General features: G+C 48.0%; 24 protein-coding genes. 16 read left to right on the forward strand and 8 right to left on the reverse strand.

Translation table 11 applies throughout. The annotated features are described in order from the left end of the window. Positions 1 to 22 precede the first annotated feature (22 nt). Complete coding sequence (torA, locus tag C9I98_RS04205) at positions 23 to 2,512, forward strand: trimethylamine-N-oxide reductase TorA (protein ID WP_036831882.1); 2,490 nt, start codon at positions 23 to 25, stop codon at positions 2,510 to 2,512. Positions 2,513 to 2,598: 86 nt separating this feature from the next. Here the strand turns inward: torA and C9I98_RS04210 are convergent, their stop codons facing one another. Beyond that, positions 2,599 to 3,552 (reverse strand): collagen-binding domain-containing protein, encoded by a 954-nt coding sequence (locus tag C9I98_RS04210; RefSeq protein WP_036831881.1) that lies wholly within the window; start codon positions 3,550 to 3,552, stop codon positions 2,599 to 2,601. Positions 3,553 to 3,990: 438 nt separating this feature from the next. On the opposite strand from C9I98_RS04210, the gene C9I98_RS04215 reads away from it, so the two are divergent. From C9I98_RS04215 to C9I98_RS04225, 3 genes are all read left to right on the forward strand, one after another. Beyond that, complete coding sequence (locus C9I98_RS04215; RefSeq protein WP_036831879.1) at positions 3,991 to 4,629, forward strand: PEP-CTERM sorting domain-containing protein; 639 nt, start codon at positions 3,991 to 3,993, stop codon at positions 4,627 to 4,629. Positions 4,630 to 4,749: 120 nt separating this feature from the next. Then, positions 4,750 to 5,193, forward strand: a complete 444-nt coding sequence (locus C9I98_RS04220) for a group II truncated hemoglobin (RefSeq protein ID WP_036831876.1) — start codon at positions 4,750 to 4,752, stop codon at positions 5,191 to 5,193. Positions 5,194 to 5,345: 152 nt separating this feature from the next. Next, positions 5,346 to 6,134: a TSUP family transporter gene (locus C9I98_RS04225; protein WP_107271615.1), complete on the forward strand. Its 789-nt coding sequence runs from the start codon at positions 5,346 to 5,348 to the stop codon at positions 6,132 to 6,134. 83 nt (positions 6,135 to 6,217) lie between these two features. On the opposite strand, the gene cuyB is transcribed toward C9I98_RS04225, so the two are convergent. Continuing rightward, positions 6,218 to 6,928, reverse strand: coding sequence for a cysteate racemase (gene cuyB, locus C9I98_RS04230; protein ID WP_036822330.1), 711 nt, complete (start codon positions 6,926 to 6,928; stop codon positions 6,218 to 6,220). A gap of 203 nt (positions 6,929 to 7,131) precedes the next feature. Here cuyB and C9I98_RS04235 point away from each other — a divergent pair, with 203 nt between their 5' ends. Then, on the forward strand, positions 7,132 to 8,016 hold the full coding sequence (locus C9I98_RS04235) for a LysR substrate-binding domain-containing protein (RefSeq protein ID WP_036822332.1): 885 nt from the start codon (positions 7,132 to 7,134) through the stop codon (positions 8,014 to 8,016). A gap of 145 nt (positions 8,017 to 8,161) precedes the next feature. Next, positions 8,162 to 8,932: a TSUP family transporter gene (locus C9I98_RS04240; protein WP_036822327.1), complete on the forward strand. Its 771-nt coding sequence runs from the start codon at positions 8,162 to 8,164 to the stop codon at positions 8,930 to 8,932. Here the strand turns inward: C9I98_RS04240 and C9I98_RS04245 are convergent. Then, positions 8,892 to 9,737, reverse strand: coding sequence for a LysR family transcriptional regulator (locus C9I98_RS04245; protein ID WP_107271616.1), 846 nt, complete (start codon positions 9,735 to 9,737; stop codon positions 8,892 to 8,894). The two genes, C9I98_RS04240 and C9I98_RS04245, sit on opposite strands and share 41 nt — an antisense overlap. Positions 9,738 to 9,786: 49 nt before the next feature. Beyond that, a complete protein-coding gene (locus C9I98_RS04250; protein ID WP_036822101.1) occupies positions 9,787 to 10,272 on the reverse strand; it encodes a MarR family winged helix-turn-helix transcriptional regulator in 486 nt (161 codons plus the stop codon). 273 nt (positions 10,273 to 10,545) lie between these two features. On the opposite strand from C9I98_RS04250, the gene C9I98_RS04255 reads away from it, so the two are divergent. From C9I98_RS04255 to C9I98_RS04285, 7 genes are all read left to right on the forward strand, one after another. Then, entirely contained in the window at positions 10,546 to 11,772 is a 1,227-nt protein-coding gene (locus tag C9I98_RS04255) for an imelysin family protein (protein ID WP_420848089.1), read from the forward strand. 82 nt (positions 11,773 to 11,854) lie between these two features. After that, positions 11,855 to 13,282: a di-heme oxidoreductase family protein gene (locus C9I98_RS04260; RefSeq protein ID WP_036822095.1), complete on the forward strand. Its 1,428-nt coding sequence runs from the start codon at positions 11,855 to 11,857 to the stop codon at positions 13,280 to 13,282. Between the two features lie 54 nt (positions 13,283 to 13,336). After that, positions 13,337 to 14,347, forward strand: a complete 1,011-nt coding sequence (locus C9I98_RS04265) for an imelysin family protein (protein ID WP_036822090.1) — start codon at positions 13,337 to 13,339, stop codon at positions 14,345 to 14,347. Next, entirely contained in the window at positions 14,328 to 15,521 is a 1,194-nt protein-coding gene (locus tag C9I98_RS04270) for a DUF1513 domain-containing protein (RefSeq protein ID WP_342749921.1), read from the forward strand. The genes C9I98_RS04265 and C9I98_RS04270 overlap by 20 nt, the downstream gene beginning before the upstream one ends. A gap of 107 nt (positions 15,522 to 15,628) precedes the next feature. Next, positions 15,629 to 17,308: a L,D-transpeptidase family protein gene (locus C9I98_RS04275; protein WP_107271617.1), complete on the forward strand. Its 1,680-nt coding sequence runs from the start codon at positions 15,629 to 15,631 to the stop codon at positions 17,306 to 17,308. Positions 17,309 to 17,482: 174 nt separating this feature from the next. Then, positions 17,483 to 18,031: a peptidoglycan L,D-endopeptidase MepK gene (gene mepK, locus C9I98_RS04280; protein ID WP_036827172.1), complete on the forward strand. Its 549-nt coding sequence runs from the start codon at positions 17,483 to 17,485 to the stop codon at positions 18,029 to 18,031. 129 nt (positions 18,032 to 18,160) lie between these two features. After that, a complete protein-coding gene (locus C9I98_RS04285; RefSeq protein WP_036827175.1) occupies positions 18,161 to 18,814 on the forward strand; it encodes an MBL fold metallo-hydrolase in 654 nt (217 codons plus the stop codon). A 45-nt stretch (positions 18,815 to 18,859) separates the two neighbouring features. Here C9I98_RS04285 and C9I98_RS04290 read toward each other — a convergent pair whose 3' ends face one another. Beyond that, positions 18,860 to 19,552 carry a DUF2982 domain-containing protein gene (locus C9I98_RS04290; RefSeq protein ID WP_081879042.1) on the reverse strand — a complete coding sequence of 231 codons (693 nt, stop codon included), beginning with the start codon at positions 19,550 to 19,552 and terminating at the stop codon, positions 18,860 to 18,862. A gap of 427 nt (positions 19,553 to 19,979) precedes the next feature. On the opposite strand from C9I98_RS04290, the gene C9I98_RS04295 reads away from it, so the two are divergent. Beyond that, the gene (locus C9I98_RS04295; protein WP_036827178.1) at positions 19,980 to 20,387 is read left to right on the forward strand and encodes a hypothetical protein; all 408 of its coding nucleotides are present in this window, start codon (positions 19,980 to 19,982) and stop codon (positions 20,385 to 20,387) included. Positions 20,388 to 20,637: 250 nt separating this feature from the next. Continuing rightward, positions 20,638 to 20,943, forward strand: coding sequence for a hypothetical protein (locus C9I98_RS04300; RefSeq protein ID WP_036827180.1), 306 nt, complete (start codon positions 20,638 to 20,640; stop codon positions 20,941 to 20,943). Positions 20,944 to 21,125: 182 nt separating this feature from the next. On the opposite strand, the gene C9I98_RS04305 is transcribed toward C9I98_RS04300, so the two are convergent. The 3 genes from C9I98_RS04305 to C9I98_RS04315 all read right to left on the reverse strand — a co-directional run bounded on the left by C9I98_RS04305 (position 21,126) and on the right by C9I98_RS04315 (position 23,902). After that, on the reverse strand, positions 21,126 to 22,316 hold the full coding sequence (locus C9I98_RS04305) for an amino acid aminotransferase (protein WP_107271618.1): 1,191 nt from the start codon (positions 22,314 to 22,316) through the stop codon (positions 21,126 to 21,128). A gap of 523 nt (positions 22,317 to 22,839) precedes the next feature. After that, positions 22,840 to 23,061, reverse strand: coding sequence for a hypothetical protein (locus C9I98_RS04310; protein WP_036816870.1), 222 nt, complete (start codon positions 23,059 to 23,061; stop codon positions 22,840 to 22,842). 97 nt (positions 23,062 to 23,158) lie between these two features. Next, complete coding sequence (locus tag C9I98_RS04315) at positions 23,159 to 23,902, reverse strand: enoyl-CoA hydratase-related protein (protein ID WP_036816872.1); 744 nt, start codon at positions 23,900 to 23,902, stop codon at positions 23,159 to 23,161. A 186-nt stretch (positions 23,903 to 24,088) separates the two neighbouring features. Here C9I98_RS04315 and C9I98_RS04320 point away from each other — a divergent pair, with 186 nt between their 5' ends. Next, complete coding sequence (locus C9I98_RS04320; protein WP_036816875.1) at positions 24,089 to 24,268, forward strand: hypothetical protein; 180 nt, start codon at positions 24,089 to 24,091, stop codon at positions 24,266 to 24,268. Positions 24,269 to 24,406 lie beyond the last annotated feature (138 nt).

Genomic DNA, 24,406 nt, shown 5'->3' on the forward strand with positions numbered 1-24,406 from the left:
AAGAAGCGAAGTGAGGTTAACTATGTCTCTGAGTCGACGTAAATTTTTGAAAGGGTTAGCCACCACCAGTGCGGTAACGGTGATTGGCCCTAGTTTATTAACTTCGGCGGCACGTGCTGCTGAAGAAGTGGCATCCCCGTATGCTTCAGATGGGGTATGGAAAACAACAGGCTCCCACTGGGGGGCCTTCCGGGCCCGTATCTATAACGGGAAGGTGACCGACATTGAGCCGTTGGATCGAGATAAATATCCAACGGATATGATCAACGGGGTAAAAGGGATCATTTATAGCCCATCACGAGTGAAGTACCCGATGGTGCGGCTTGATTGGTTGAAGAAGCATAAATATAGCGGAGATACCCGAGGTAATAACCGCTTTATCAGGGTGACCTGGGATGAAGCATTGGATCTGCTTTATCAAGAGTTAGAGCGGGTGCAAAAGGATTATGGCCCATGGGCCTTGCATGCCGGGATGACCGGTTGGCGTCAAACGGGACAGTTCCACAGTTGCGGTAACCATATGCAGCGTGCAGTGGGGATGCACGGTAACTTTATGACCAAGGTAGGGGACTACTCGACGGGGGCGGGGCAAACGATCATGCCCTATGTCTTGGGCTCTACCGAGGTGTACGCCCAAGGTACGTCTTGGCCTGATATTTTGAGTAACAGTAAGAATGTTATTTTATGGGCCAATGACCCGGTGAAAAATACCCAGGTCGGTTGGCAGTGCGAAACCCATGATTCTTATGAATACTATGAGCAGTTGAAAGAGAAGGTCGCCAAAGGGGAGATCAAAGTGATCTCGGTGGATCCGGTGAAGTCGAAAACCCAGAACTTCCTCAGCTGCGATCAAATCTACGTTAACCCGCAAACCGATGTACCATTCATGTTGGCAATTGCCCATACCCTGTACACCGAGGAGCTTTACGATAAGGAATTTATTGATACCTATGCCTTAGGCTTTGATGAATTCATTCCTTACGTTGTGGGGGAAGCGGAAGATAAGACCGCGAAGACCCCTGAGTGGGCTGAGCCTATTTGTGGCGTGAAAGCGGATCAGATCCGCGAATTTGCGCGCATGATGGCAAAAGATCGTACCCAGATTATTTTCGGTTGGGCGGTGCAGCGTCAGCAGCATGGTGAGCAGCCATACTGGATGGGGGCGGTTATCGCCACCATGCTTGGCCAAATCGGTTTGCCGGGCGGTGGCATTTCATACTCTCACCACTACAGTGGGGTCGGTATTCCGCCGACAGGGGCGTCTGGCCCAGGTGGCTTCCCTCGTAATGTTGATGAGGGTAAGAAGCCGAAGTGGGATAATGACGACTTCAATGGCTACAGCAGGACAATTCCAGTTGCCCGTTGGATTGATGCGATTTTGGAGCCGGGCAAGGAAATTAATTACAACGGCAGTAAGGTGATATTACCGGATACCAAGATGCTGGTCGTCAGTGGTTGTAACCCTTGGCACCACCACCAAGACCGTAACCGGATGAAAAAGGCATTCCAGAAGTTGCAAACCGTTGTCACTATCGATTTTGCGTGGACGGCAACTTGCCGCTTCTCCGACATCGTATTACCGGCGTGTACCCAGTTTGAACGTAATGATATCGACCTTTATGGGGCGTACTCGGGAACGGGTGTGATTGCCATGCACAAGTTGGTTGATCCTCTTTATCAGTCGCGCACTGACTTCGATATTTTTACTGACTTCTGCCGTCGCTTTGGGCGCAATAAAGAATATACCCGAGGCATGGATGAAATGGAGTGGGTGCGCTCGTTGTATGAGGATTGCCGAGAAGCCAACAAGGCCAATTTCGAAATGCCGGAATTTGATAAGTTCTGGGAGATCGGTGAGGCTGGCTGGGTAGACTTCGGTGAAGGCAAGAACTTTGTTCGTCATGCTGATTTCCGTGAAGATCCTGAAATCAACCCGTTGGGAACACCTTCTGGCTTTATCGAAATCTATAGCCGTAAGATTGCCAGCTATAACTACGAGCACTGCCAAGGTCACCCGATGTGGTTTGAAAAGGCCGAGCGCTCGCATGGTGGGCCAGGTTCCGATAAATTCCCGCTTTGGCTTCAATCGTGCCACCCAGACCAACGCTTGCACTCACAAATGTGTGAGTCAGAGGAATATCGTGCAACCTACGCGGTACAGGGCCGTGAGCCGATTTATATCAGCCCGGAAGACGCTAAAGCTCGAGGCATCAAAGACGGTGATTTGGTCCGGGTGTTTAACGACCGTGGTCAATTGCTGGCCGGGGCTCGGGTGTCTGATGATTACCCGCCGGGTGTGGTACGTATTCATGAAGGGGCGTGGTATGGCCCGCTGAATGAAAAGCTGGGTGCCATCGATACTTATGGCGACCCCAATACCGTCACCATGGATATAGGTACGTCGGAATTGGCTCAGGCAACCAGTGCCAATACTGTGATTGTCGACATCGAGAAATTCACTGGTGAAGTGCCACCTGTGACAGCATTTGGCGGTCCTATATACGTTTCTTGATGTACAATCACCATAGTTAACAGCCCTTGATACTGGTTATCAAGGGCTTTTTTCTTTTTGCAGCGATCTATCTCGTTGAATCTAGACTATGCAGCAACTCGGTAGCGCCAACAAAGGAAGCCGACGATCAGCGCCATGAAGGCCAGTGGATTAGGCGCTGGAGCAGGGGATGGGTCTTCAGTAGCAGGGACGATACCGGCGAAAGTTGGGCCCCATATTTTGCCATATTGGAAATGGCTTTTGACCGCAACAGATCCTTTGATTTCGGTGTGGTTGGTTAGCTCAGCGAGTGGGGCGAGGATACTGCCATGAATGGCCTTGGTGAGGTTCAAGGTCTCCGATTGGTAAAAGTTCCAGATCACCAGCTCGGCAATGGCCTCTGATACAAAGTCACCGATAGCATTGAAGCTGAAGGTGGAGTCATCAATATTTTCCCCTGCCACATTAATCACAATGGCTGACGGCATTTGGCTATTGAGGTTGAGTGAATAGCTATTGATCAGCGGGTTTTCAAAGATATCTTCTTTATCGATATTGAATACTGCAGCAAGGCTACCCACTGAATTACCAACGTCAAAGCTGGCGTTGTTGCAGCACCCTAAAGGCTGCGTTAACAACGAGTTGGACGGAAGTGATGCCAAAAATGTTGAAAATTGGCTGAGCTCGGCTTGGATTTGGGAGAAATCATAGTTGCTGGTATCGGATGATAAACCACTACTTGGGCCATTGAGCGATACGATACCATTATTGCTGCCACCTACAATAGCGCCGTAGTTGTTGTTGACTTGTACATTGACATTAAGATCCCCGCCGATAACCAGCCCGTCTCCACTCGGCATGGCTTGCGACATATGGGTTGCATAGTTTGACGCTGTGCCATTGAGGTCGCCCGCAATGATTGCTGTCCCGCCCACTTCGCTGGTTGATTCCAAGTCTTCAAAAACAATGAGCTGGTGGTTATTCAGCAAGTCTAGCGGGCTGGCATGTGATAAGGGGATGAAAGTTACGCTGATAGCGAGCAATGTGGCTGGTTTTAGCATGTAATTTGCTCCTTGAAGACAAGTACGACATAGCAATACTCTTTCTTTAAGCAAAATACAGACCACCCCGAATATTATGAGCGTTGTCATTTTTTGGGCGAAGGCACTTTTAAGTTCAATCAGTTATAAATACCGACGGAACATTTGGTGACTTCACTCTTGGAAAAAACAGATGCTAACTGTCAGGTTTATTTACATAGTAGGGCCGGTTTGTCGCTTGCCATAACGTATAAATACCTAAATGGGCGTGATATATGAGGAACGACATTACACTGATTGCGCATAGCATCGTGAAAGTGTCAGGCTTTTTTACAGTGATGATGAAAAGGGTTAGAGGCCAGGTATAAATTTATTAGGCATCTGTGACTTACAGTGCTGGCATAGTCATTGCTTTATCCATGTTCAGGAGTGTTATGTAAATTGATTCGTGGAGCGAGCATGAAAAAAATAAAAAATTATCTACTTTGGCTAGGTATTCTCAGTACGCCGGTATCTGCTTTAGAGCTGCATATTGATGACTGGAATGATACCAACAACCAAACTGCGGATTATATTTTCAAGGTTAACGATAATACGAGCGGTAGGTTTACTTTCAATATCACAGTGCCAGAAGCGGATGCCGATATTTTGGGAATAGGCTTTAACTTTTCCGACACTGCCAATCAGTACAATGCTGGCAATATTGATCTGCAAAATTTTAATGCTGTGCGCCGTTCTGGTGACGATGTTACGGCACCGACGAATATTTACTTTAATTCATCGAACTGTGGTGGTGGCTGTAATTTTAACCGAGTGCCTTATGCCCCCTATGATGTGATTTTGCGTGTGGGGGCTCGTAACTCGCAACTGACCAATTGGTTTTATGACATTAGCTTTGATATTGCTGATTTGGGCAACTCGCTAAGCGATCTTATCTCCGTCGGGATTCGTGGCAGAGCGGTACTGGGTGGCGGTAAAGATAAAGCGCATCAGTATGTTGGCGGATCTTCATTTGTTGTACCTGAACCTGCGTCGTTAGCCATGTTTGGGTTGGGCTTGACTGGCTTAGCGTGGCGGCTCCGACGTAGGCAGTCATGATATATCAACTGTGCATAATCAAATGATAAGCACCTTACGGTATTGTCACGTTTAAGAGCAGGATAATGTTGTATAGATTGGTATACTTGCAACATCAAAGGAAGTAATGAAGACAATATAATGACGTTGATATACCGCCCGGATCCCTCTTCTGTGAAAGAAAAAACGACACCGGTTTATGGCGTGGGTGATAGCACGCTAACAGCAGCTGGTGGAGAAGAAGGCGTAAAATGTTTGGTTGATAGCTTCTACCATTACATGGATACGCTACCAGAGGCTGCTGATATTCGTGCCATGCATGCATCAGATTTAACCGAGTCACGGGAAAAGCTGACGACTTTTCTGATTGGTTGGATGGGAGGCCCCTCTCGCTACAGCGAAAAGTATGGTTCGATAAATATCCCTGGCGCCCACCGCCACCTCTCCATTGGTATTGCAGAAAAAGAAGCCTGGCTGCTATGCATGCAAAAAGCGCTTGATGATCAAGACTATGAAGAAGTATTCAAACGCTATGTCATGGTCCAGCTCTCATTCCCTGCCGAGATGTGCCGAAATCGCACCTGAGCCGGTTTGGTGCTTGCCATCGCCAGCCTGAAAATAATTTCATTTTTTGCTTTTATTTATTCAGCGAATGAGTAATCTATGCCGCCTGTGTTTTGGGCGGTTTGCTATGGTGTAGCGCCATAGTGGTTTTGCAGTAGGTTGCTTAGGTTGTAATGGAATTTTCGTTGGAAATGATGGCGGCATTGTTTTTTGTCGCAAGTTTAGCCGGATTTATCGATGCTTTGGCGGGCGGCGGCGGTATGTTAACAGTGCCAGCCCTGCTTGCGGCGGGTATTCCGCCAGCACAAGCCTTGGCGACCAATAAACTGCAAAGCTCTTTTGGTAGTTTTTCCGCCACCTTGTACTTTGTCCGCAATGGCTTGGTCAAGCTAAAAGATATGCGGCTGGCTATCTTGTGTACCTTTGTCGGCTCTGCCGCCGGTGCCTTGCTTGTCCAGTATATGGACGCCGGTACGCTAACCAAGGTCATCCCGGCATTGTTAGTTGCCATTGCCCTATATTTTTTATTTGCGCCCGAAACCGGTGAAGGGGGCGGAAAGCCAAAGCTCAACGAGGTTGGCTTTGCCTTGACGGTGGGTACTGGCATTGGCTTCTACGATGGCTTCTTTGGCCCGGGTACAGGCTCACTGTTTGCTGTTTGTTTTGTGGTGATTGCCCAGCTGGGGATAGTCGAAGCAACAGCCAAAACCAAAGTGCTTAACTTTACCTCGAATATTGCTGCTCTGTTGTTTTTCATTTTTGCAGGCTTACCTATTTGGGAAATAGGCTTGATAATGGCACTTGGTGGCTTTATCGGTGCACGCCTTGGCGCGAAAGTGGTTGTTACCAAAGGACGAAAACTTATTCGCCCTCTGGTTGTGATGGTATCGATGGTGATGGCAGTGAAACTGCTGGTAGAGCAGAACCCCCACTGGATTGATACGATAGTCTCTTACGTGTAGTGCTCTATGACGCTTGTCGCGTTTTTTTTTGCTATGAGCTAGCCAACTGACATCCAGTGAACAGTGTTTTGATGTTTATGGCATTACGCCACCAACTCAACACTGTCTTCTGTTGCCCATTCGATACAGGCTTTGGCCAGAATATCGAGTGAGTCAAGGCACTGTTGCGGTTGGTGATAGACGGTTTCTGCCAGCGCGACAGGGATTTCTGTGCAACCTAGGATAATCGCATCGGCGCCTTTTTCGATCAGATCATCGAACACCGGCTTCATCAGCTGATGCCCCTTCTCCACATCACCCGCCTTCACGGCATAGATCCCTGCCATGACTGCTTCTTGTTGAACCGGGTTGGGTGCCACCGAGGCAATTTGTTTCTGTGCTAATTTAGTTTCGTACATGCGGGTTGTCATGGTGGCGGTGGTGGCCATGATACCGACTTTTCGATATCCGCGATGCTGCGCCTCAGTAACCACACTGTCCAAAATACTAATGGTATGAACTCGGCAGCCATTGCTCAAGCGGGGATACCAGTAGTGGGCGGTGTTGCATGGTATCACGATACATTCAGCACCTGCCTGTTCAAGTTGTTCCATGCCTTGCTTGAGCACAGGGTAAGGATCTTCCCCGTTGCTGATCAAAAAAGCGGTGCGATCGGGGATCTGCGGGTTATTACTAACCAGCATGGGAATATGCTGTTGGTCACTGCTGGCAGGTGTCTGCGCAATTATTTTTTGCATGAATTCGACTGTGGCTAGCGGTCCCATCCCGCCTAAAATACCTAATTTCCTGCTCATATTATTGTTCCTACAGTATTTTCAACTGAGTTCACTATAGGGGAGTGCTAAGTCGTTGAGAAATGCCGTTGCTGAGCCAGCTATGCATAATCGGTATGACTTTGTGCCAAAATTGTGATCTCCATGGCTTGAAACTGCTCTTTATGCCCCGTTGCCTTCGCTATACTGGCTCTTCCTTTTGTGTTGGGTTGCGTGTCTGCGTTATGAATATTGAAAGTAAATGGTTGGAAGACTTCTTGGTGCTAGCTGAGGTCAGGAATTTTTCGTTGGCCGCCGCGAAGCGCAATGTAACCCAGCCTGCATTTAGTCGTAGGATCAAGGCTTTGGAGCAAACGGTTGGTGCCGAGTTGATTGATCGCAGCAAGACCCCGGTTGCCCTGACAGCCAGTGGTCGATTGTTCCGTATCACCGCCAGAACCTTGATCAACCAGATGATGGATGGGATAGGGCAATTATCAGATTTATCAAAGCTAGGCGGCAATATTGTACGCGTGGCTGCGGCCCACTCCCTGGCAACGAGCTTGGTTCCCTCTATCCAATCTGAGCTGCGTGCGGGTAAACATAACCCAATCCTCAGCGTTGAAGCGATTGATGTTGATGACGCCATCGAAGAGTTGCAAGAGGGAGGCTGTGATTTGCTGTTGGCGTTTGACGATGAGCTGCTTCGATTGCCACCGTATCAGTCTTTGCAAATTGGCCAGGCCGAGCTGCTACCTGTCAGCGCATGCGATAGTGATGGCAATGCGTTATACCGACTTAGCAGTAACCGGGAAGTGCCATGGTTGGCTTATAGCCCGAGTTCTTATATGGGACGGCAAGTTGAGGTGGTGCGGGATAAGGTCAACCTCCAGCCCGTGTTCTCCTCTTCAATGACTGATTTGCTAAAGTCATTAGCGCTACAGGGGGTAGGGGTCGCTTGGCTACCGGATTACGCGATCAAGCAAGAGCTACAAGAGGGGAAGGTCGCCATCGTTGGGGATGAATCTCTCCGGTTGCCCATTACCTATTATGCCTACCGCTATCAAGCACGGCTGCACCCTGCTGGCGAGCAAGTGTGGCAGGCGCTAAGGCTTCATGTGAACAAGTAAGTGCTTTGCGCAATATTGCGAAATGGTTTTGGTAATGATTGATTCCTATCTGGAATAGGTTGTCGTCCTGGGTTTCGTTATTCGAAAGCCGTGATGAGTGGTATTTTTTAGCCCAAATTTTATTTAACCAAAGAGAAAGCACTAAATGGAGTTGTCGTTCGAAGTATTGGGTTTGTTGTTTCTTGTAGCTGGGTTGGCTGGTTTTATTGATGCCATTGCTGGTGGTGGCGGGCTGCTTACCGTGCCTGCACTGCTTGCTGCTGGCGTGCCACCCACTCAGGCATTGGCGACAAACAAATTACAGGGCTCATTTGGTAGTTTTTCGGCATCGTTATACTTTGTTCGAAATGGCTTGGTTAGCTTGCGTGAAATGCGCAATGCCATTGTGTTTACCTTTATCGGCGCGGCGCTGGGTGCCGAATTAGTCCAGCGAATTGATGCAGGGGTGTTAACCCAACTTATTCCTATTCTGCTGGTATGTATCTCGTTGTATTTCTTGTTTGCGCCCCAAGTTGGTCAGGGGGGCGGTACACCTAAGTTATCTGACAATGTATTCGCGTTGACGGTAGGCACAAGCATTGGTTTCTATGATGGTTTCTTTGGCCCAGGTGCGGGGGCGCTTTACACCATCTGCTTTGTTGCGATTGCCCAATTTGGTCTGGTAGAAGCGACGGCTAGAACCAAGATATTGAATTTCACTTCTAACTTCGCGGCACTGCTATTTTTTATCTTCGCTGGGCTACCTATTTGGGAGATCGGCCTTGTGATGGCCGTCGGCGGTTTTATTGGTGCTCGTATGGGAGCCAAAGTGGTGATTTCTAAAGGCCGTAAGCTGATACGCCCTATGGTGGTGATCACTTCAATGTGTATGGCTGTTAAATTGCTAGTTGAACAGAATCCGCAATGGTTTCAATAAGACGGCGGGTACGAGCTGATTGATAACTGCTCTGGCGGTAGCACAATTGTACGGGGCGTGTGAGCACATCCATAAACGGAAAGTGATGGCAGTGGTGCGGGGCGATGTTTAGGGTATTCACGATTGAGATGGGCACCAAGGCTGCCGCAACACCGCCTAATGCCAATTGGGCTGCGGCGGTGTAAGAGTCCATTTCCATCAATGGGGCAATGCCTGCTTTTTGTAATGAACTGACTTGGTTTGCATTTGCCGGGTTTTTTAAATCGTTGACCAAGAGCTGGCTAGGCTGTTGCTTGAGTGGCTGTTGGCTCACGACTGAAAACGGCTCGTCAAAAAGGTGTGTAACAGCCAATCCATGTTGGGGGGGTAAGTGACCTGCGCAGAAGCCGACGGCAACATCCCCTGACTGCACTTTTTCAACAATGATGGGCGTATGGTGGGTACTGATATTGATGTACGGATCGCGCTTGATGTACTCACCCATCATTTTTGACAGGTACCCAGCTACGAGCGTTTCTGAACAGGCGATACGGATAAGGGAATGATCTTCCAGTTGCTGGTGGTCAAATATCAGCCCTTTGATCTCCTTGTAACTCGGACCAATATTATCGATAAGTGCAAGGGCATCGGCAGTGAGTTTGATATGCCGACCTGCCGGTACTATCAACTTCTTGCCTAAGCGTTTTTCAAGCTTTGCTATTCGTTTACTGACTGCACTTTGGCTTAGGTAGAGTCGGCTTCCTGCCCGGCTCATCGTTCCTTCTTCAGCAAGAACCAAGAGTGTTTCAATTCCTTCGAGTAACAACGTTGTTTTCCTGCTGATGATAAGCGAATTGTCTGGCGACTAAAGTGTATTAGTTGCCAGCTTCTTGCTGAGTAATACTACCTACTTCAAGCATTGCTGCGACTTCTAAGTGTTCCGCATTCATCATCGATGATATGCGTTGCACGGAAGAGAGCAGTAGTGATTGTTCCCAATCCTCCAGCTTTTGGAAACGTGCCACAAAATCTTCTTGCAGTGGCGGTGGCGCTTTCGCCAATACTTCTTTGCCTTGCTCAGTAAGATAAGCATGGACTTTACGCTTATCGAGCTTGCTACGCTCACGAACAACCAGCTCGCGCTTTTCCAAGCGGTCCAGAATCGTTGTGGCCGTGGCTTGGCTCATATTGGTGTTGTTAGAAAGCTGCCTGATAGTCACTTCACCAGAATCGCGGATAGCACGCATTAATACTAACTGTGGTCCCGTTAAGCCTGCGACCTTATTTAGCTTGCGCGAATGCAGATCGATGGCGCGAATGATCTGTCGAAGGGCAATCAGGACTTCTTCGTGCTTGTCCATAAAACTCTCCTGAAATATTGTTCGGCGAAATTACAACAAACGGGCACAAGTTGGAAGTGTTAGTTTTCAGAATGTTGCACTCACGCGTGAGCTAACAATTGTCTATGATTTATTGGTGAGCAATCAGCTTGGGTTTACAACTTGTTACATTTTTGTCTATTATGTTTGTGATGAAAATAATTCTCACTTAGATCATCGATTTTGAGAATGCATAAACAGCTTTCACATGGACGAAAAACGATAATGAAAACTCTATTCCCGCTTAACTTGATTATGGCATCTGCTTTGGCAATGCCTGTTTTTGCTCATGCTGCACCTACCAAAGATGCGGTGGTCGAACACTATGCTGATATTGCTCACGCGGTATACAGTGATTCTTTAAGCACAGCCCAATCTCTTGATAAAGCCATTGATGCTTTCATTGCATCGCCTTCGCAAGCAACCTTAGATAAAGCGCGCCAAGCTTGGAAACAAGCCCGAGTGCCCTATCAGCAGTCGGAAGTGTTCCGCTTCGGCAATGCGGTTGTTGATGACTGGGAAGGCCAACTGAATGCATGGCCGCTTGATGAAGGGCTTATTGATTATGTGGCCGACGATTACCAGTACGAACTGGGTAACGAAGGGGCCAAGGCGAACATTATTGCCAATAAGGCGATTCAGGTTGGTAACACCAAGCTTGATGTTGAAAAAATCACCCCTGAGTTACTGGCTGAGCTGAATGAAATTGGCGGCTCGGAAGCCAATGTTGCGACGGGCTACCACGCCATTGAATTCCTGTTGTGGGGCCAAGACCTCAATGGCACGAAAGCGGGAGCCGGTGAGCGCCAATACACTGACTTTGCCTATGGCGAAGCATGTACCAATGGTAACTGTGACCGTCGCCGCGAGTACCTGAAAGCGGCATCTGAATTGCTGCAAACGGATTTAAGCTGGATGGAGCAGCAGTGGTCTGCTGATGTGGCATCAAACTACCGTGCAGAACTATTGGCTGACTCAGCTGATAACGGTTTGCGTAAAATGCTGTTTGGCATGGGGTCGCTATCGTTAGGCGAACTGGCGGGAGAGCGTATGAAGGTTGCGCTTGAAGCAAACTCGACTGAAGATGAGCACGACTGTTTTTCTGACAACACCCACAACTCTCATTACTACAACGAGCAAGGGATCTACAACGTTTATACCGGTACTTACATGCGCGTAAACGGTGAGTTGGTTTCTGGCCCGAGCATTCATGACTTGGTTGCCAATAAGGATAAGCAAGCCGCTCAAGCTATCCAAGCGGAATTCGATAGCGCACGTTCACAGGTTTACACCCTAGTCCAGTCGGCTGAGAAGAAAGATCAGTCATTTGATCAGCTCATTGCTTCCGGTAACAAGGCGGGTAATGCATTGGTGAACGAGTCGATTATGGCTCTGGTTAAGCAGACGGCAAGCATTGAGCAAGCTGCAGGCATTTTGGGCGTAAGTAACCTTAACCCAGACACCGCTGATCATCAGTTCTGATTTTATTTGTAAACATGCGAATTAAGGGCTCTGCCGGCTAATGCCAGCGAGCCCTTTTGCTGTAGTAAAGAGTATGTGAGCCATGAAGTTACTTTGTTATTTGTCGTTGGTGCCAATGTTGCTTTCAACTGCAACATTTGCCGCACAGGAAAAACCAGCCAAACCGTTAACCCCAGAGCAAATTAGAATAATGAAATCTGGTGGTGATACCACAGTGCGTAAATCAGGGGCGAATGCCTTTTCATTGCCTGCCGCAAACCTTCCTTTGTCAAAGCGCCTTGATTTTAGTGTGGGCAATAGTTTTTTCCGTAACCCTTGGGTGCAGGCGCCAGCCACTACCGATGCGCGTGATGGGCTGGGACCACTGTTTAATACCAATGGTTGCCAGAATTGTCACATCAAAGATGGGCGGGGCCATCCACCAGAGGCTGGTGATACGAATGCGGTATCCATGTTGGTACGTTTAAGTATCCCTGCTGTTACAGACGAGCAGAAGCGCGCGATTATCAATGATGGCGTCATCCCTGATCCGGTATATGGCGGCCAGTTACAAGACTTTTCGCTGTCAGGGGCTAAGCCTGAAGGCCAGATCTCATTGAGCTACGCTGATGTGCCAGTCACTTTCGCCGATGGCGAGGTCGTGACACTACGCAAGCCAATCATGACCATTACTGACCTGAACTATGGGCCTCTGCACCCTGACGTCATGATGTCGGCGAGGGTTGCGCCGCCGATGATTGGCTTGGGTTTGTTGGAGCAGATCCCGGATAAAACGTTGTTTGATATTGCCGAACAACAGGCCAAAGATGGCGAGGGCATCTCTGGCAAAGTTAACCAAGTATGGGATGTGGAGCAGCAGCAACTGGTGGCTGGGCGCTTTGGTTGGAAAGCCGGGCAGCCAACATTAATGCAGCAGAATGCGGCGGCGTTTAATGGCGATCTGGGTTTAACGAGCCATTTATTCCCAGCTGAAAATTGCACAGCCAATCAGAGCGTATGTCAGGAACTGCCAAATGGTGGCGAGCCTGAAGTGAGCGAAAACGTACTGGATTTTGTCGAGTTTTATTCACGCCACCTTGCAGTGCCTGCAAGACGCAATATCGATGATCCTCAGGTGAAAGCAGGTGAAGCCTTGTTCAAAGACATTGGCTGCGAAAGCTGCCATCGCACCCAGATCAAAACTGCAAAAAGTGCCGATTTGCCAGCACTGTCAGAGCAAGTGATTAACCCTTATACCGATCTGTTGCTTCATGATATGGGGGAAGGCTTGGCTGATCACCGAGGAGAGTACCTTGCCAACGGACGCGAATGGCGTACGGCGCCGTTATGGGGGCTTGGCTATACCGAAGAAGTGAACGGGCATACCACATTCTTGCATGACGGCAGGGCACGCAATGTGATGGAGGCGGTACTGTGGCATGGTGGCGAAGCCCAACAAAGCCGTGACAAGGTAGTGGCTTTAACGAAAGAAAACCGCACTGCATTGGTCGCTTTCCTTGAGTCGCTATAAAGAAATGGGTAATAGGAAAATGGGTGTTAAAGAAACAGGTAGCGGGAAAATAGCATGAAAAAGCAGATTTTAGCCTCTTTGGCTTTATTGGCCGTGGGAACGACTGCGGGGTGCCAAACAGACGCGAAAACCACCCAAGACGTGCTGCTTGTCCAGCACCAGCAAGCAGCACAAGCTTTCGCTGAATCTACCGCACAATTGTCCGGGTTAACCAAAGCGCTTTGTGAACAGTATTCGGAGGCATCGCTACTTGCCGCCCAGCAGGCTTGGCAACAGGCAATGCTGGATTGGATGGTGTTTCAAGGCCGCGAAAAGGGCAGTGAACAAGCATTGGCATTGAGTTGGCAAATCCAATTCTGGCCTGATAAGAAAAATACGACCGGGCGCAAGCTCAACCAGTTGCTAAAGCAGGGTACCCATTGGACGGCACCATTGATTGCTGAGCAAAGCGTCGCGGTACAAGGGTTGGGCGCTGCTGAGTGGTTTTTATTTGATCAAACCAGCGCTTTACAACAGCCGCAGGGCTGTCAATTGGCCACAGCTGTTGCTGGCCAAATAGCCGCGAGCAGCGAGCAACTGCAAGCGGCTTGGCAGGCGAACCCATGGCAGCAGATGACACCTCAGTTGGCTTTGGCTGAATACCTCGGTGCGTTGAATAACCAGCTTGATTACAGTATCAAAAAGCTGACCCGCCCGATGGGCAAGCCTGGCTCGCCCAAGCCGTATCAAGCGGAGTCATGGCGCTCGGGATCATCATTGGCCAATTTGCAGGCGAGTACACAAGCCATGCATCGCTTGTACTTGGCTGAAGGAAAGGGATTGGATGCCATGCTTCGGGAGCGGGGATATAGCGGTACGGCGGATCGCATCGACCAGCAATTTCAATCCTTGCTGGCCAGCTGGCCGCAGCATGCAAGCATGACTTCAATGCTCAAAACGCCAGAAGGCTATCGTGAGTTGCTTAAAATTTTCAACGGGTTGGAATACATTCAAATTGCGTTGCAAGATGAGGTGGCACCGGAGCTTGGTATCGTAGTGGGGTTTAATGCAACCGATGGTGACTGATTCTGTTAGGCGTAGGCTGCTAAGGGGGGCGCTGGGTGGCTTGGCACTGGCACCGTTATCCGGCGTTTTGGGTGGCTGTAGCCAAAGCCGCTCATCATCGATGGCACGCCATATCGATGCCAATACTCATACCAAGACCCATACCAATAGGCTTGATGTCGAGCAGGCCATTATTGGGTGTAGCCGTTATCCGAATGGTCAATTTGGCGCGGTTGTTGCCACGCCAGATGGTCATCCTGTCCATCAGTTTGACTTGCCTGCGCGGGGCCATGGAATTGCGGTCCAGACCGAAGGTTCGCTTGCCGCAGCCTTTAGTCGCAGGCCGGGCACTTATTTGCAGGTGTTTGACTATCGCACTGGTGAAACCTGGCCATTACGTCTTGCCGATCAAAATCGGTATTACTATGGCCACGGCGTATTCTCGCCAGATGGGCGTTTGCTTTATGCCACGGAAGGTAAAACGGCAACCAGCGAGGGGGTGATAGGGGTGTATGAGCTAGAACCATCGACAACCTCTCACCCGATAAAAAAAGTCGCCGAGTTCACCGGTTTTGGTATTGGTCCACATGAAGTGATCCTCGTTGATGATAATACCTTGGCTATTGGTGTCGGTGGTGTCCATACCCGAGGAAGAACCCCGCTAAACATCGAGACCATGCAACCGGCGCTAGTTTACTTGGACCGGCGAAGTGGTGAGTTGGTTGAACAAGCAGAGTTGGCCGATAAGCGTTTGAGTATCCGTCACTTGAGCCTGACAGATACCGGTGAAGTTGCCTGTGGCCAGCAATATCGAGGCGAGCCTGAAGGTGCTGTGCCGCTGGTGGCTTTACATCGCCGTGGTGGCCGGTTTGAGAGCTTAATTGCCGAAGATGAGGAGTGGCTTCGTTTTAATCACTACATCGCGAGCATTTCTAGCCTTGACGGTTACCTGTTGGCTACCTCGCCACGGGGAAATTGTTATGGCATATGGCGGGCGTCAAGCCGAGAGCTGGTGTCGGTGTCCCCTCTTATCGATGCATCGGGGGTTGGCGTGCTGGACAATCGCTGGCTGGTGGGATCGGGGGCGGGCAAAGTTGTTTCAGTGAAGCCTCCGGCAAACAGAGCAAGCTTCCAAGGGCCTGTTATGTGGGACAATCATTGGAATATTATCAATACGCCCAATTTATCGGTCTGATATTTGAATAATTGAAACATTGCATGCTGGCTTTGGCGGCTAAATTTAGTCCGTCATTTATTGAATTTGCCATAATTAGAATAATGGTGATGAGGAGTCAGTTGGCAATGACAAAGCTAAGCCGTATCGGCCTTGTTCTCGTAGTTGCTTATTCTCAGACGTTATTGGCTGAAGAAATCCAACCTATTCAGCCATTATCCACGCAAACTGAGATAGAGCAGCAGTTCTCAGACGATATTCTCCAGCATAAAAAAGCGCAGCAATGGGTGCATGAGGTCGCCAATAACATTGCTGCTATTCGCTATGTCGATAAACTTGCAGAGCTCTATCATGCGATTGGTTTTGTTCCCTTATGGCAGGATACATTTACTGCCAGTGAGTTTGAGGAGCAACTTCGTATCATTGCGCTTTCAGGTGTCAGTGCAGACTTTTCAAATCGTTATAAATTGCTCAAGCGTTATAAGCAAAGCAACGATTGGCGGCAGTATGACCTCCTCGCTTCCGATACCTTATTTGCTTACATGAGCTATGTCGAAGGCATGCCGGCTTATGGCCGGGGGTGGTTGTTTGGCGCAGGGGTTGATGCACGCTTGCCTGCCCCGTCTGATGCATATAACGCACGCTTGCTCAGTGCCATTGAGCAAGAGCAGCTTCGCTACTTCGTGAGTGCTATGAAGCCAATGGGTGATAGCTATAGCCAGCTTATCCATGCCATTGAAAAGCAAGAGCAAGCCACTCAGCAATCTTGGCCGGGATTTTACCAGCAGGGGATCATCCGTTTGGGGACAAGGTTGCAAAACCCCGAAGGCTTGATCACTATCTTGGAGAGCCAAGGAGACCTACGCGACTTCGAAGCTGAGCAAATTCGTGCCGCCGGGGTGAAAACCTACAATATTGATTTGGCGAATGCGATAAAGAGCTTTCAGCAACGCCATGGCTTGAAAGCTGATGGGGTGATAGGCCCGCAAACACGTTATTGGTTGGCAATCTCCCCCCGATCCCGTGTTCGGGTACTGGCATTGAATGCAGAGCGAACGCGTTTATGGTCTGAGCCGCAAAGCTCGGTGCTAATCGTCAACATCCCTAATTACGAAATGAGCTTATGGTTGGACAACAAACATGTGTTGGATAGCAAAGTGATTGTCGGCCGCAAGACGCGGCGTACGCCTTTGATGACCTCCAATATGTCGTCGGTTGTGTTTAACCCATACTGGAATGTACCGATGTCGATCATGCGCAAGGATATTTTGCCAAAGGCGCAACGTGACCGCGGCTATCTGCATCGCAATGGGTTTGCCGTGATCCGAAGCTGGACAAGCTCGGAGCAAATCCCAATCCATACCATTGATTGGCGTATCGTCAATGCGAAGTCGTTTCCGTACCGCTTGAGGCAGAAACCAGGGCGCAAAAATGCGCTTGGCCGCTTCAAATTCAATATGCCAAACGACAATGCAATCTACTTGCACGATACCCCCGCGAAGAGCCTATTTGCCAAAGATGAAAGGGCATTTAGTTCCGGTTGTGTCCGGGTAGAGTATGCCGAAGATCTGGCGATGATCTTGCTTAATCATTCCGGCGTTCCTGAGCAACGGGTTAATCAACTTAAGGCGCGTACAAAAACCAAGACAGTTGGCCTGCAGGGGAATGTGAAAGTACACGTCATATATCAGACAGCTTGGGTGGATAACCAAGGTTTAGTGAACTATCGAAATGATGTTTACGACTATGACAAATTTGTTGTGATGTCTCAAAATCAGGAATTATTTACAAGTCTTTACAATGAATAAAATGCTTTGCAGTCAATAATTAGGCAGGTTTTGGCTTGAATTTAGTCAAAACCTTGTCTTTTTAGGGTTTGACTGAACAAATACTGAACGTTATCTTGCCTCTCGTGTTTGGGTATACCGCTTCGCTTGTTGAGGAATGCCTAGAGAGTACAAGAAAGTGGTGTTCGTTTAGTTATGTCTGGAATTGATTACAAGCGTCGTCAGCTGCTGGTTGCTGGCGGGCTTACTTTGGCTGCAAGCCTTGTGCCTGGAGTGGCGCTTGCAAGCCCCTATAAAGCAGGAAGCACGCGTAAGATTTCGCTGACCAATATTCATACTCGTGAAGAGCTAGAAAGTGAATATTTCGATGGGACTTACTACCTTAAGGAAGAGTTGCAAAAGATTAACCATATTTGCCGTGATTTTCGCCGTAACGAAGTGGCGAACATGGACCGACGTTTGTTCGATGCAATCACCAATATCCAAGCTGGACTTGGGCATAAAGGGCAAGTGCGGATTATTTCGGGGTACCGTTCGCCTGCAACCAATAAAGCGTTGCAGAAAAATGGCGGGGTAGCCACCAAAAGCTATCATATGAAAGGGCAGGCCATTGACTTCAATTTGGAAGGCGTGTCATTGTCCCGTATACGTAATGCAGCCCTAGAGCTGCGACTTGGTGGTGTGGGGTATTACCCTCAGAGCGGTTTTGTACACATAGATACAGGCCCAGTACGCCGCTGGTAACAAATTAACGAATAATTACAAAGCCGACTTCTGCCTCTCCTCTCTTGGTAGTCGTCGGCTTTGCTGTATTTATCCAGATTGATATTGTGGTATTCTGCCGCCAGTTATGTAATTGCTAGGAAAATGCAAATGAGCCTTCAGTTTGAAATTGTGCCTGTTACACCATTCCAACAAAACTGCTCCATCATCTGGTGCGATGAAACCAAAGAAGCGGCGATGGTTGATCCAGGCGGTGACATTCACCTGCTTAAGGAGAAAGTGCAATCGCTTGGCCTAACAGTCACCAAGTTGATTTTGACGCACGGCCACTTGGATCATGTGGGTGGAACAGCACCGCTAGCTGAAGAACTCGGTGTACCGGTTATTGGTCCTCATAAAGACGATGCTTTCTGGCTGCAAGGCTTGCCGCGCCAGAGTGAAATGTTTGGTTTTCCAATGACTGAAGCGTTTGACCCTGATCAGTGGTTGGATGAAGGCGATACTGTTCAAGTGGGCAACCAAGTGCTGAATGTACTTCATACGCCAGGCCACACTCCGGGCCACGTTGTATTGCACAATGCCGAGGCTAAAATTGCATTTGTAGGGGATGTGCTGTTCAAGGGCGGTATTGGCCGTACTGACTTCCCACGTGGCGACCACCCGACATTGATCAATTCAATCAAAGGCAAACTTTGGCCGCTGGGTAACGAAACGACTTTCGTCCCGGGCCATGGTCCACTGTCGACATTCGGCCATGAGCGTATCACCAACCCGTTTGTGGCGGATGAAATGCCGTTGTACTAAGCACTTGCTTATTTCTTATCATACGGCACCTTCTTGGTGCCGTATTTACATGTCGGGTAAACCGCGGCACCTTGCCAAATAGTTCCTCGCCAAACCTGCAAACTCTGCGGCTGGGCGATCGAGCACATCCTCCGAAATAAAAAAGTCATAGCCCAGATAACGCCGATTGTAGTGCATGCGGTTGGCCAACATGGCTTGCAGCCCTTTTAGTGTTTTACCCGAGCTTAAATGGTAGTGGCGATCGTCGAACAGTATGTCTTCGATTTGCTCTTCTGTCTCTCCAGCATTGCGGTGGGCAATAATGAGTAGCGGGCGCTGATCCATCAGTAGTTTGGTGGCGACACGCGGGCATATCGCTTCAATGAAAGCTTGGTAATCTTTAAGTCTAACCCCCACCCAAGGGATTGGCTGATACCACCCTTCTTTTTCTACCGACGCTTGGCCGATACGGTCAATATTGTTCCAACGGGCAGTCCAGCCCCCATAGTGCGAGTGGAACTGGAGATGCATAAAGGTAAGGGTAAAAGACAGTTCAGGGCCTTGATTGGCTTTGTAGCCGACAAGGGCGAGTATACAAGATGCGATTAGCAGGATTGCAACTGCAGCTGGCGCAACTTGCGGCCAGCTGAAACTAATGATGCCTGCAAGTGCAGCACCGATAAGGCCAAGTATGTATAGCAGCCGCCCGTTGGCAAAAGTATGGGGGCGGATGTACTGGGTTTCTATTTTGGCATTCATGATTTAATTATGAGCCACCATCAAGTTTCGTGCACAGAGGCATCAGGTACCGATTTTGTCACTTACCGATTAGTACCACAAAACGTCGAGAAACGATCAGTAGACGAAATTTATACAGTGCTTAGGTTTGTATATGTTTTTATATACAGTAGGCTTCTGTTAGCGACAGATAGCTTCATCTTCACGAAAGATACTCAACTTTTAGTATTTTTTCTGAACGGATAAAAAGTACTAAAATGAGAGCTTGTCGCTTATTTTTGAGTAAAATCATCTTTTGTTGCGGCTTAAATAACCGTTTGCTGGCATTTCTCTGACATCCTTGGTATAACACGCGCTTACTTTTTCCCGCTGGATATGTCGGGTCGTCCAACTTGGTCGCTCGATAGATAGTGGTGACTGAAAGTAGTGCAACGGAGTAGGAAATTTAATGAGAATCTCTCACAAACGTAAAGTTCAGCTTAAGCTACAAAAACGCCTTAAGGGCCTTGTAGTTGAAGCAAAACCAGCAGCAGCGAAACCTGCTGTGAAAAAAGCACCAACTGCAGAAACAGTAAAAGCTGCTCCAGCGGCGAAACCTGTTGTTGAAGAGCAAAAGCCAGTTGAAGCGGCACCTGTTGCGGCTCAAGTGTCTTTAACTCCAAAGCAGCAGCAAGTGCTGGATATTGTTGTTAAGAATGCTGAAGGCATCAACCCTAAGGGTATCGGCCTTCAAGCTGGCCAGGAAGACGCGAAAGCGGCTTCATGGGCAACTGGTGCGCTTAAGAAACTAGCCGAAGAAGGTTTGGTTGAGCGTATCCAACTGGCAGGCAACAAGGTGCTTTACAAAGCGCTTTAATGGCTCGCCAGACCCGTTCCTGCGTACCGCAGGGGCGGGTGCAACTCCCTGCGCATACTCTTTTTCTGATTGTTTTCTAATCTTTACCTGACTGTCTAGGCATCTTGTCTTAATCCTGCATTTTTTGCACCATAATTGTCTTCTCTCCTGCTTTCAACTGTCGTTACGTCTCATCTCTGCTATAACTTATTAAGAATAGACTTCTATTTTACATTCTGTTTTCAGGGACGTATGAACGTGGAGGCAATGTATGACAATGATTAGTGCAAGAGAGTTTTCGGACTGGTTGCGCAATCGCTTCTCTGAAGAGGAACAAGGGGTATGTCTGACTCGTCGTGATATTAATCAGCTTACGGGTAGGCAAAGTTTCTCATTAGGGTTTGTGAATGATATCCATTATGAGCTCATGCAGCATGGTATGGCGTTTGTAACCGATACTTCTCGTGAAACCTTTTATCTAGTGCCTGTATCGAAGAAACCTTGGCGAGAGCAATTAGAGCATCAATATGAGAGGGAGCTTTTTTGCAACGTCTTGCCCCTCGATAAATCTGGCTGAAGAAGTAAGAACAGTAGAAAGTAAAAAAGATTCTTAGGGGAGAGTAAAGCGCAACAGAATACTATTCAGGAAGAAAAAATGTGTGTATAGGTATTTGATGATTAGACAGGGATTGTGGATGAGTATGAAAAATTAAACGGGCCTACAAGGGCCCGTTTGCGTATGTATTGCTTGACGTTTGATTAGAGTACGGCTGCGATACCCTTACATAGCGGTTGCATGTTTGCTTTTGTCATACCCGCGACGCTGATACGGCCCGAACCTACAATGTAGATGCCAAACTCTTCTTTTAGGCGGTTTACTTGCTCTTTGTTCAAGCCAGAGAACGAGAACATGCCGTTTTGGCGTTCAATGAAGCTGAAGTCTGTGTCTACACCCAGATCCTTCAGTGTTTGAACGAACAAGGTACGCATTTCCTGAATGCGATCGCGCATTGCCGCCACTTCTTGCTCCCACTCTGCGCGCAGTGCTGCATCGTTAAGGATTTCTGTGACAACAGCTGAACCGTGCGCTGGAGGGTTAGAGTAGATCACGCGGGCAATGCTCTTCACTTGGCTAAATGCCGTATTGCCTTCTTCGCTCGATTTGGCAACTAGGGTAAAGGCACCAACACGTTCGTTGTAAAGACCGAAGTTTTTAGAAAAAGAGCTTGCCACAAGTAGCTCTTCGCACTTGTCTGCAAAAATACGCAGGCCTTGAGCATCTTCTTCAACGCCAGCAGCGAAGCCTTGGTACGCGAAGTCGAACATCGGCAGTAGCTGCTTTTCTTTACACAAGTCAGCGAGTTGTTGCCACTGGCTAGCAACTGGATCAATGCCGGTTGGGTTGTGGCAGCAACCGTGGAGTAGCACGATGTCACCTGGTGCAGCTTTAGCAAGGTCTGCTAGCGCAGCATCAAAGTCCATGTCTTTGGTTTCAGCGTTGTAGTAGCTGTATTGAACAGTTTCTAGACCAGCTGCTGCGAAAACACCGTTATGGTTTGCCCAAGTTGGGTTGCTGATCCAGACTTTTACATCACCAAGTTGGCGTTTGATGAATTCGGCAGCTAGGCGAAGTGCCCCTGTACCACCTGGAGCTTGAGCGGTTAGCGCGCGCTTTGAAGAGATAATTGGTGAGTCGGCACCAAAAAGAAGTTGTTGCACGGCTAGGCCATACTCAGCAGTACCTGGAATGCTTAGATATGATTTCGTCGTTTCTTTCTCAAGCAGGATTGCCTCTGCTTTTTTAACAGTCGCAAGTACAGGTGTATTGCCTGACTCATCTTTGTAGATACCCACACCAAGGTTGATCTTTTCCGGGCGAGTGTCCTTTTTAAACTCTTCAGTTAGGCCAAGAATAGGGTCGGCGGGAGCGGCAGAAATTTTCTCAAACATTGTCATCATCCATGCTGGTAAAAATAAACGGTCATTACGCTAGTTATACCTTTATCGGCTGCCCCTTGACAAGAAATTGTAACAATTACACCAAATAAAAATTCATAGTGCTCAATAGTTGTAGCTTTTAGATAACCAAGAGGTGGGTTGTATGAATATTGTACAATTACAAATTAGGTAAAGTTACAACAAAATGTTTAACAAAGTGCAGATTAAGGCGCTATTTAAATGCAAGATTAGGTAATTAAAATATAAAAATACGTAATTTTATTACATGCTTTATCGGTCAACCCTTTTGGTTTGAAATTGATCACAGATGGTGGGGGTTGATTTGCATAAGGTTGTAGTCCGATGTAAAGCGGACAAATATGATGAAACTGGCCTAGCTTGAGGGTGAAAACATAGAGAAATTCTATTTTCAGTTGAGTTGGTTGGATAAGTTGCTAAAACATGGCTGTTACACGATTATTTGCCGCAAGGACCACTGAAAATGACTCGATAGCGCGCCCATCTTTTCACCCCTTTAAATGGACAGTCCTCTTTCATAACGCCCTACAATAAAGATGACATACCCAACCTTAAACACCCCCGCAATGACAATGGTTGTGATGTGTGCGATGGCTTGTTGAATAATGGTAAAGTGATCAGCAAGTGGAAAGCTAATCAACAAGCTTGTGATTAATATCGATAAACTGATTAGCATGACACTACCACCGAGCATGGATACTTTTTTAAAGACGTTCATTGTGGACCTCCGCAACTAAAGTTGTATTTATAATGCAACTTTAGTTGTGGAGAAAGACGTTGTCAATAATTGATGTAGATCAAATTCAACTTTAGAGTTAATTGTCTTTTTCCAAGAAAGCGTTGAATGCCTTCTTAGCTTCTGGTTGCCTAATTTGATGCATCAGCTGCTCATTTTCACGCTTAATGAGTTTAAGTAGTTTATCTCGCTCTGGAGAGGTGAGCATCGACTTGGTTACGCGCATTGCTTTAGGGGGTAATTGGCTGATGGTATTGGCGCACTTGGTCGCAGCTTGTTCCGGATCATCACTGATTGCATTGATAAAGCCAAGCTTTAGCGCTTCCGGGGCATCCATTGCTTCACCAAGTAGCAGCATCGATTTAGCCTTGCGATGGCCGATAATTTTGGCCAGCTGGACGCTGGAGGCCATTTCTGGACATAGCCCTAATGGGACGAATGGGGTTTTGAATAACGCTTTAGGTGAGCAGTAGATGAAATCGAAAAACTGCAGCATGGTTGTACCGATACCAATGGCAGGTCCATCTATCGCAGCAACTAAAGGGGTATCGCAATTAATTAATGCTTTCATAAAGCGGCCACCAGCAAAGTCTGCCATTCCTTCAGCCATCGCTACAAAGTCTTTAATATCATTGCCCCCACAGAAAATGCCGGGTAGCCCCGTTAAGACGATGGCACGGACTTCTTTCGCGCTGTCGGCTTGCTCTATGGCAATCGCTAGCTTTTCATACATGGTTTGGTTGAGTGCATTTTTTGCTTCTGGCCGATTGATTTTTACATATAAAACATGCCGCTCGTGGTGATGCTGAATTGCTTTGTTCATAACAAGTTACCATTGTGGTCTGATGAGTTATTTAATATCAAAATGATGAATGATTACTGTGACTCGCCCGCCAAAGCGAACAAAAACTAGACAACCGGTTGAGCTATACATGGCTAAGCTTTTCTTAACGGCGTTGGAGTATCTCATCAGATGAAGTTGATCGTTTGATGATCAAGAGGTGACGTTATGAAAAGAGTCTTGTTTTTAGGTATGTGTGTCGGCTTATTGTACGGTTGTTCTACGGCGAGTAATGGGTATGACTGGGCTCCAGGGGATGACATCGAGACTACAAGTAGTGGGGAAGTTGTTGCACCCGAAGCGATTGTACTGCCACAGGAAGATATTGATGCCATTAATCAGCTGTAATGAACGGTAGGATTTGACAAGTTTCAATAGCCTAATCGATTGATAATAAGGTCACAGCCCGAAAGTTTGTCGCCAACATCTCTGTGCTGTTTCTGTATAATCAAGGCAAATTGTCGAGGATGTAGAGGACAAGATCTT

The organism is Photobacterium sanctipauli, from assembly GCF_003026495.1.
Taxonomy (GTDB): Bacteria; Pseudomonadota; Gammaproteobacteria; order Enterobacterales; family Vibrionaceae; genus Photobacterium; species Photobacterium sanctipauli.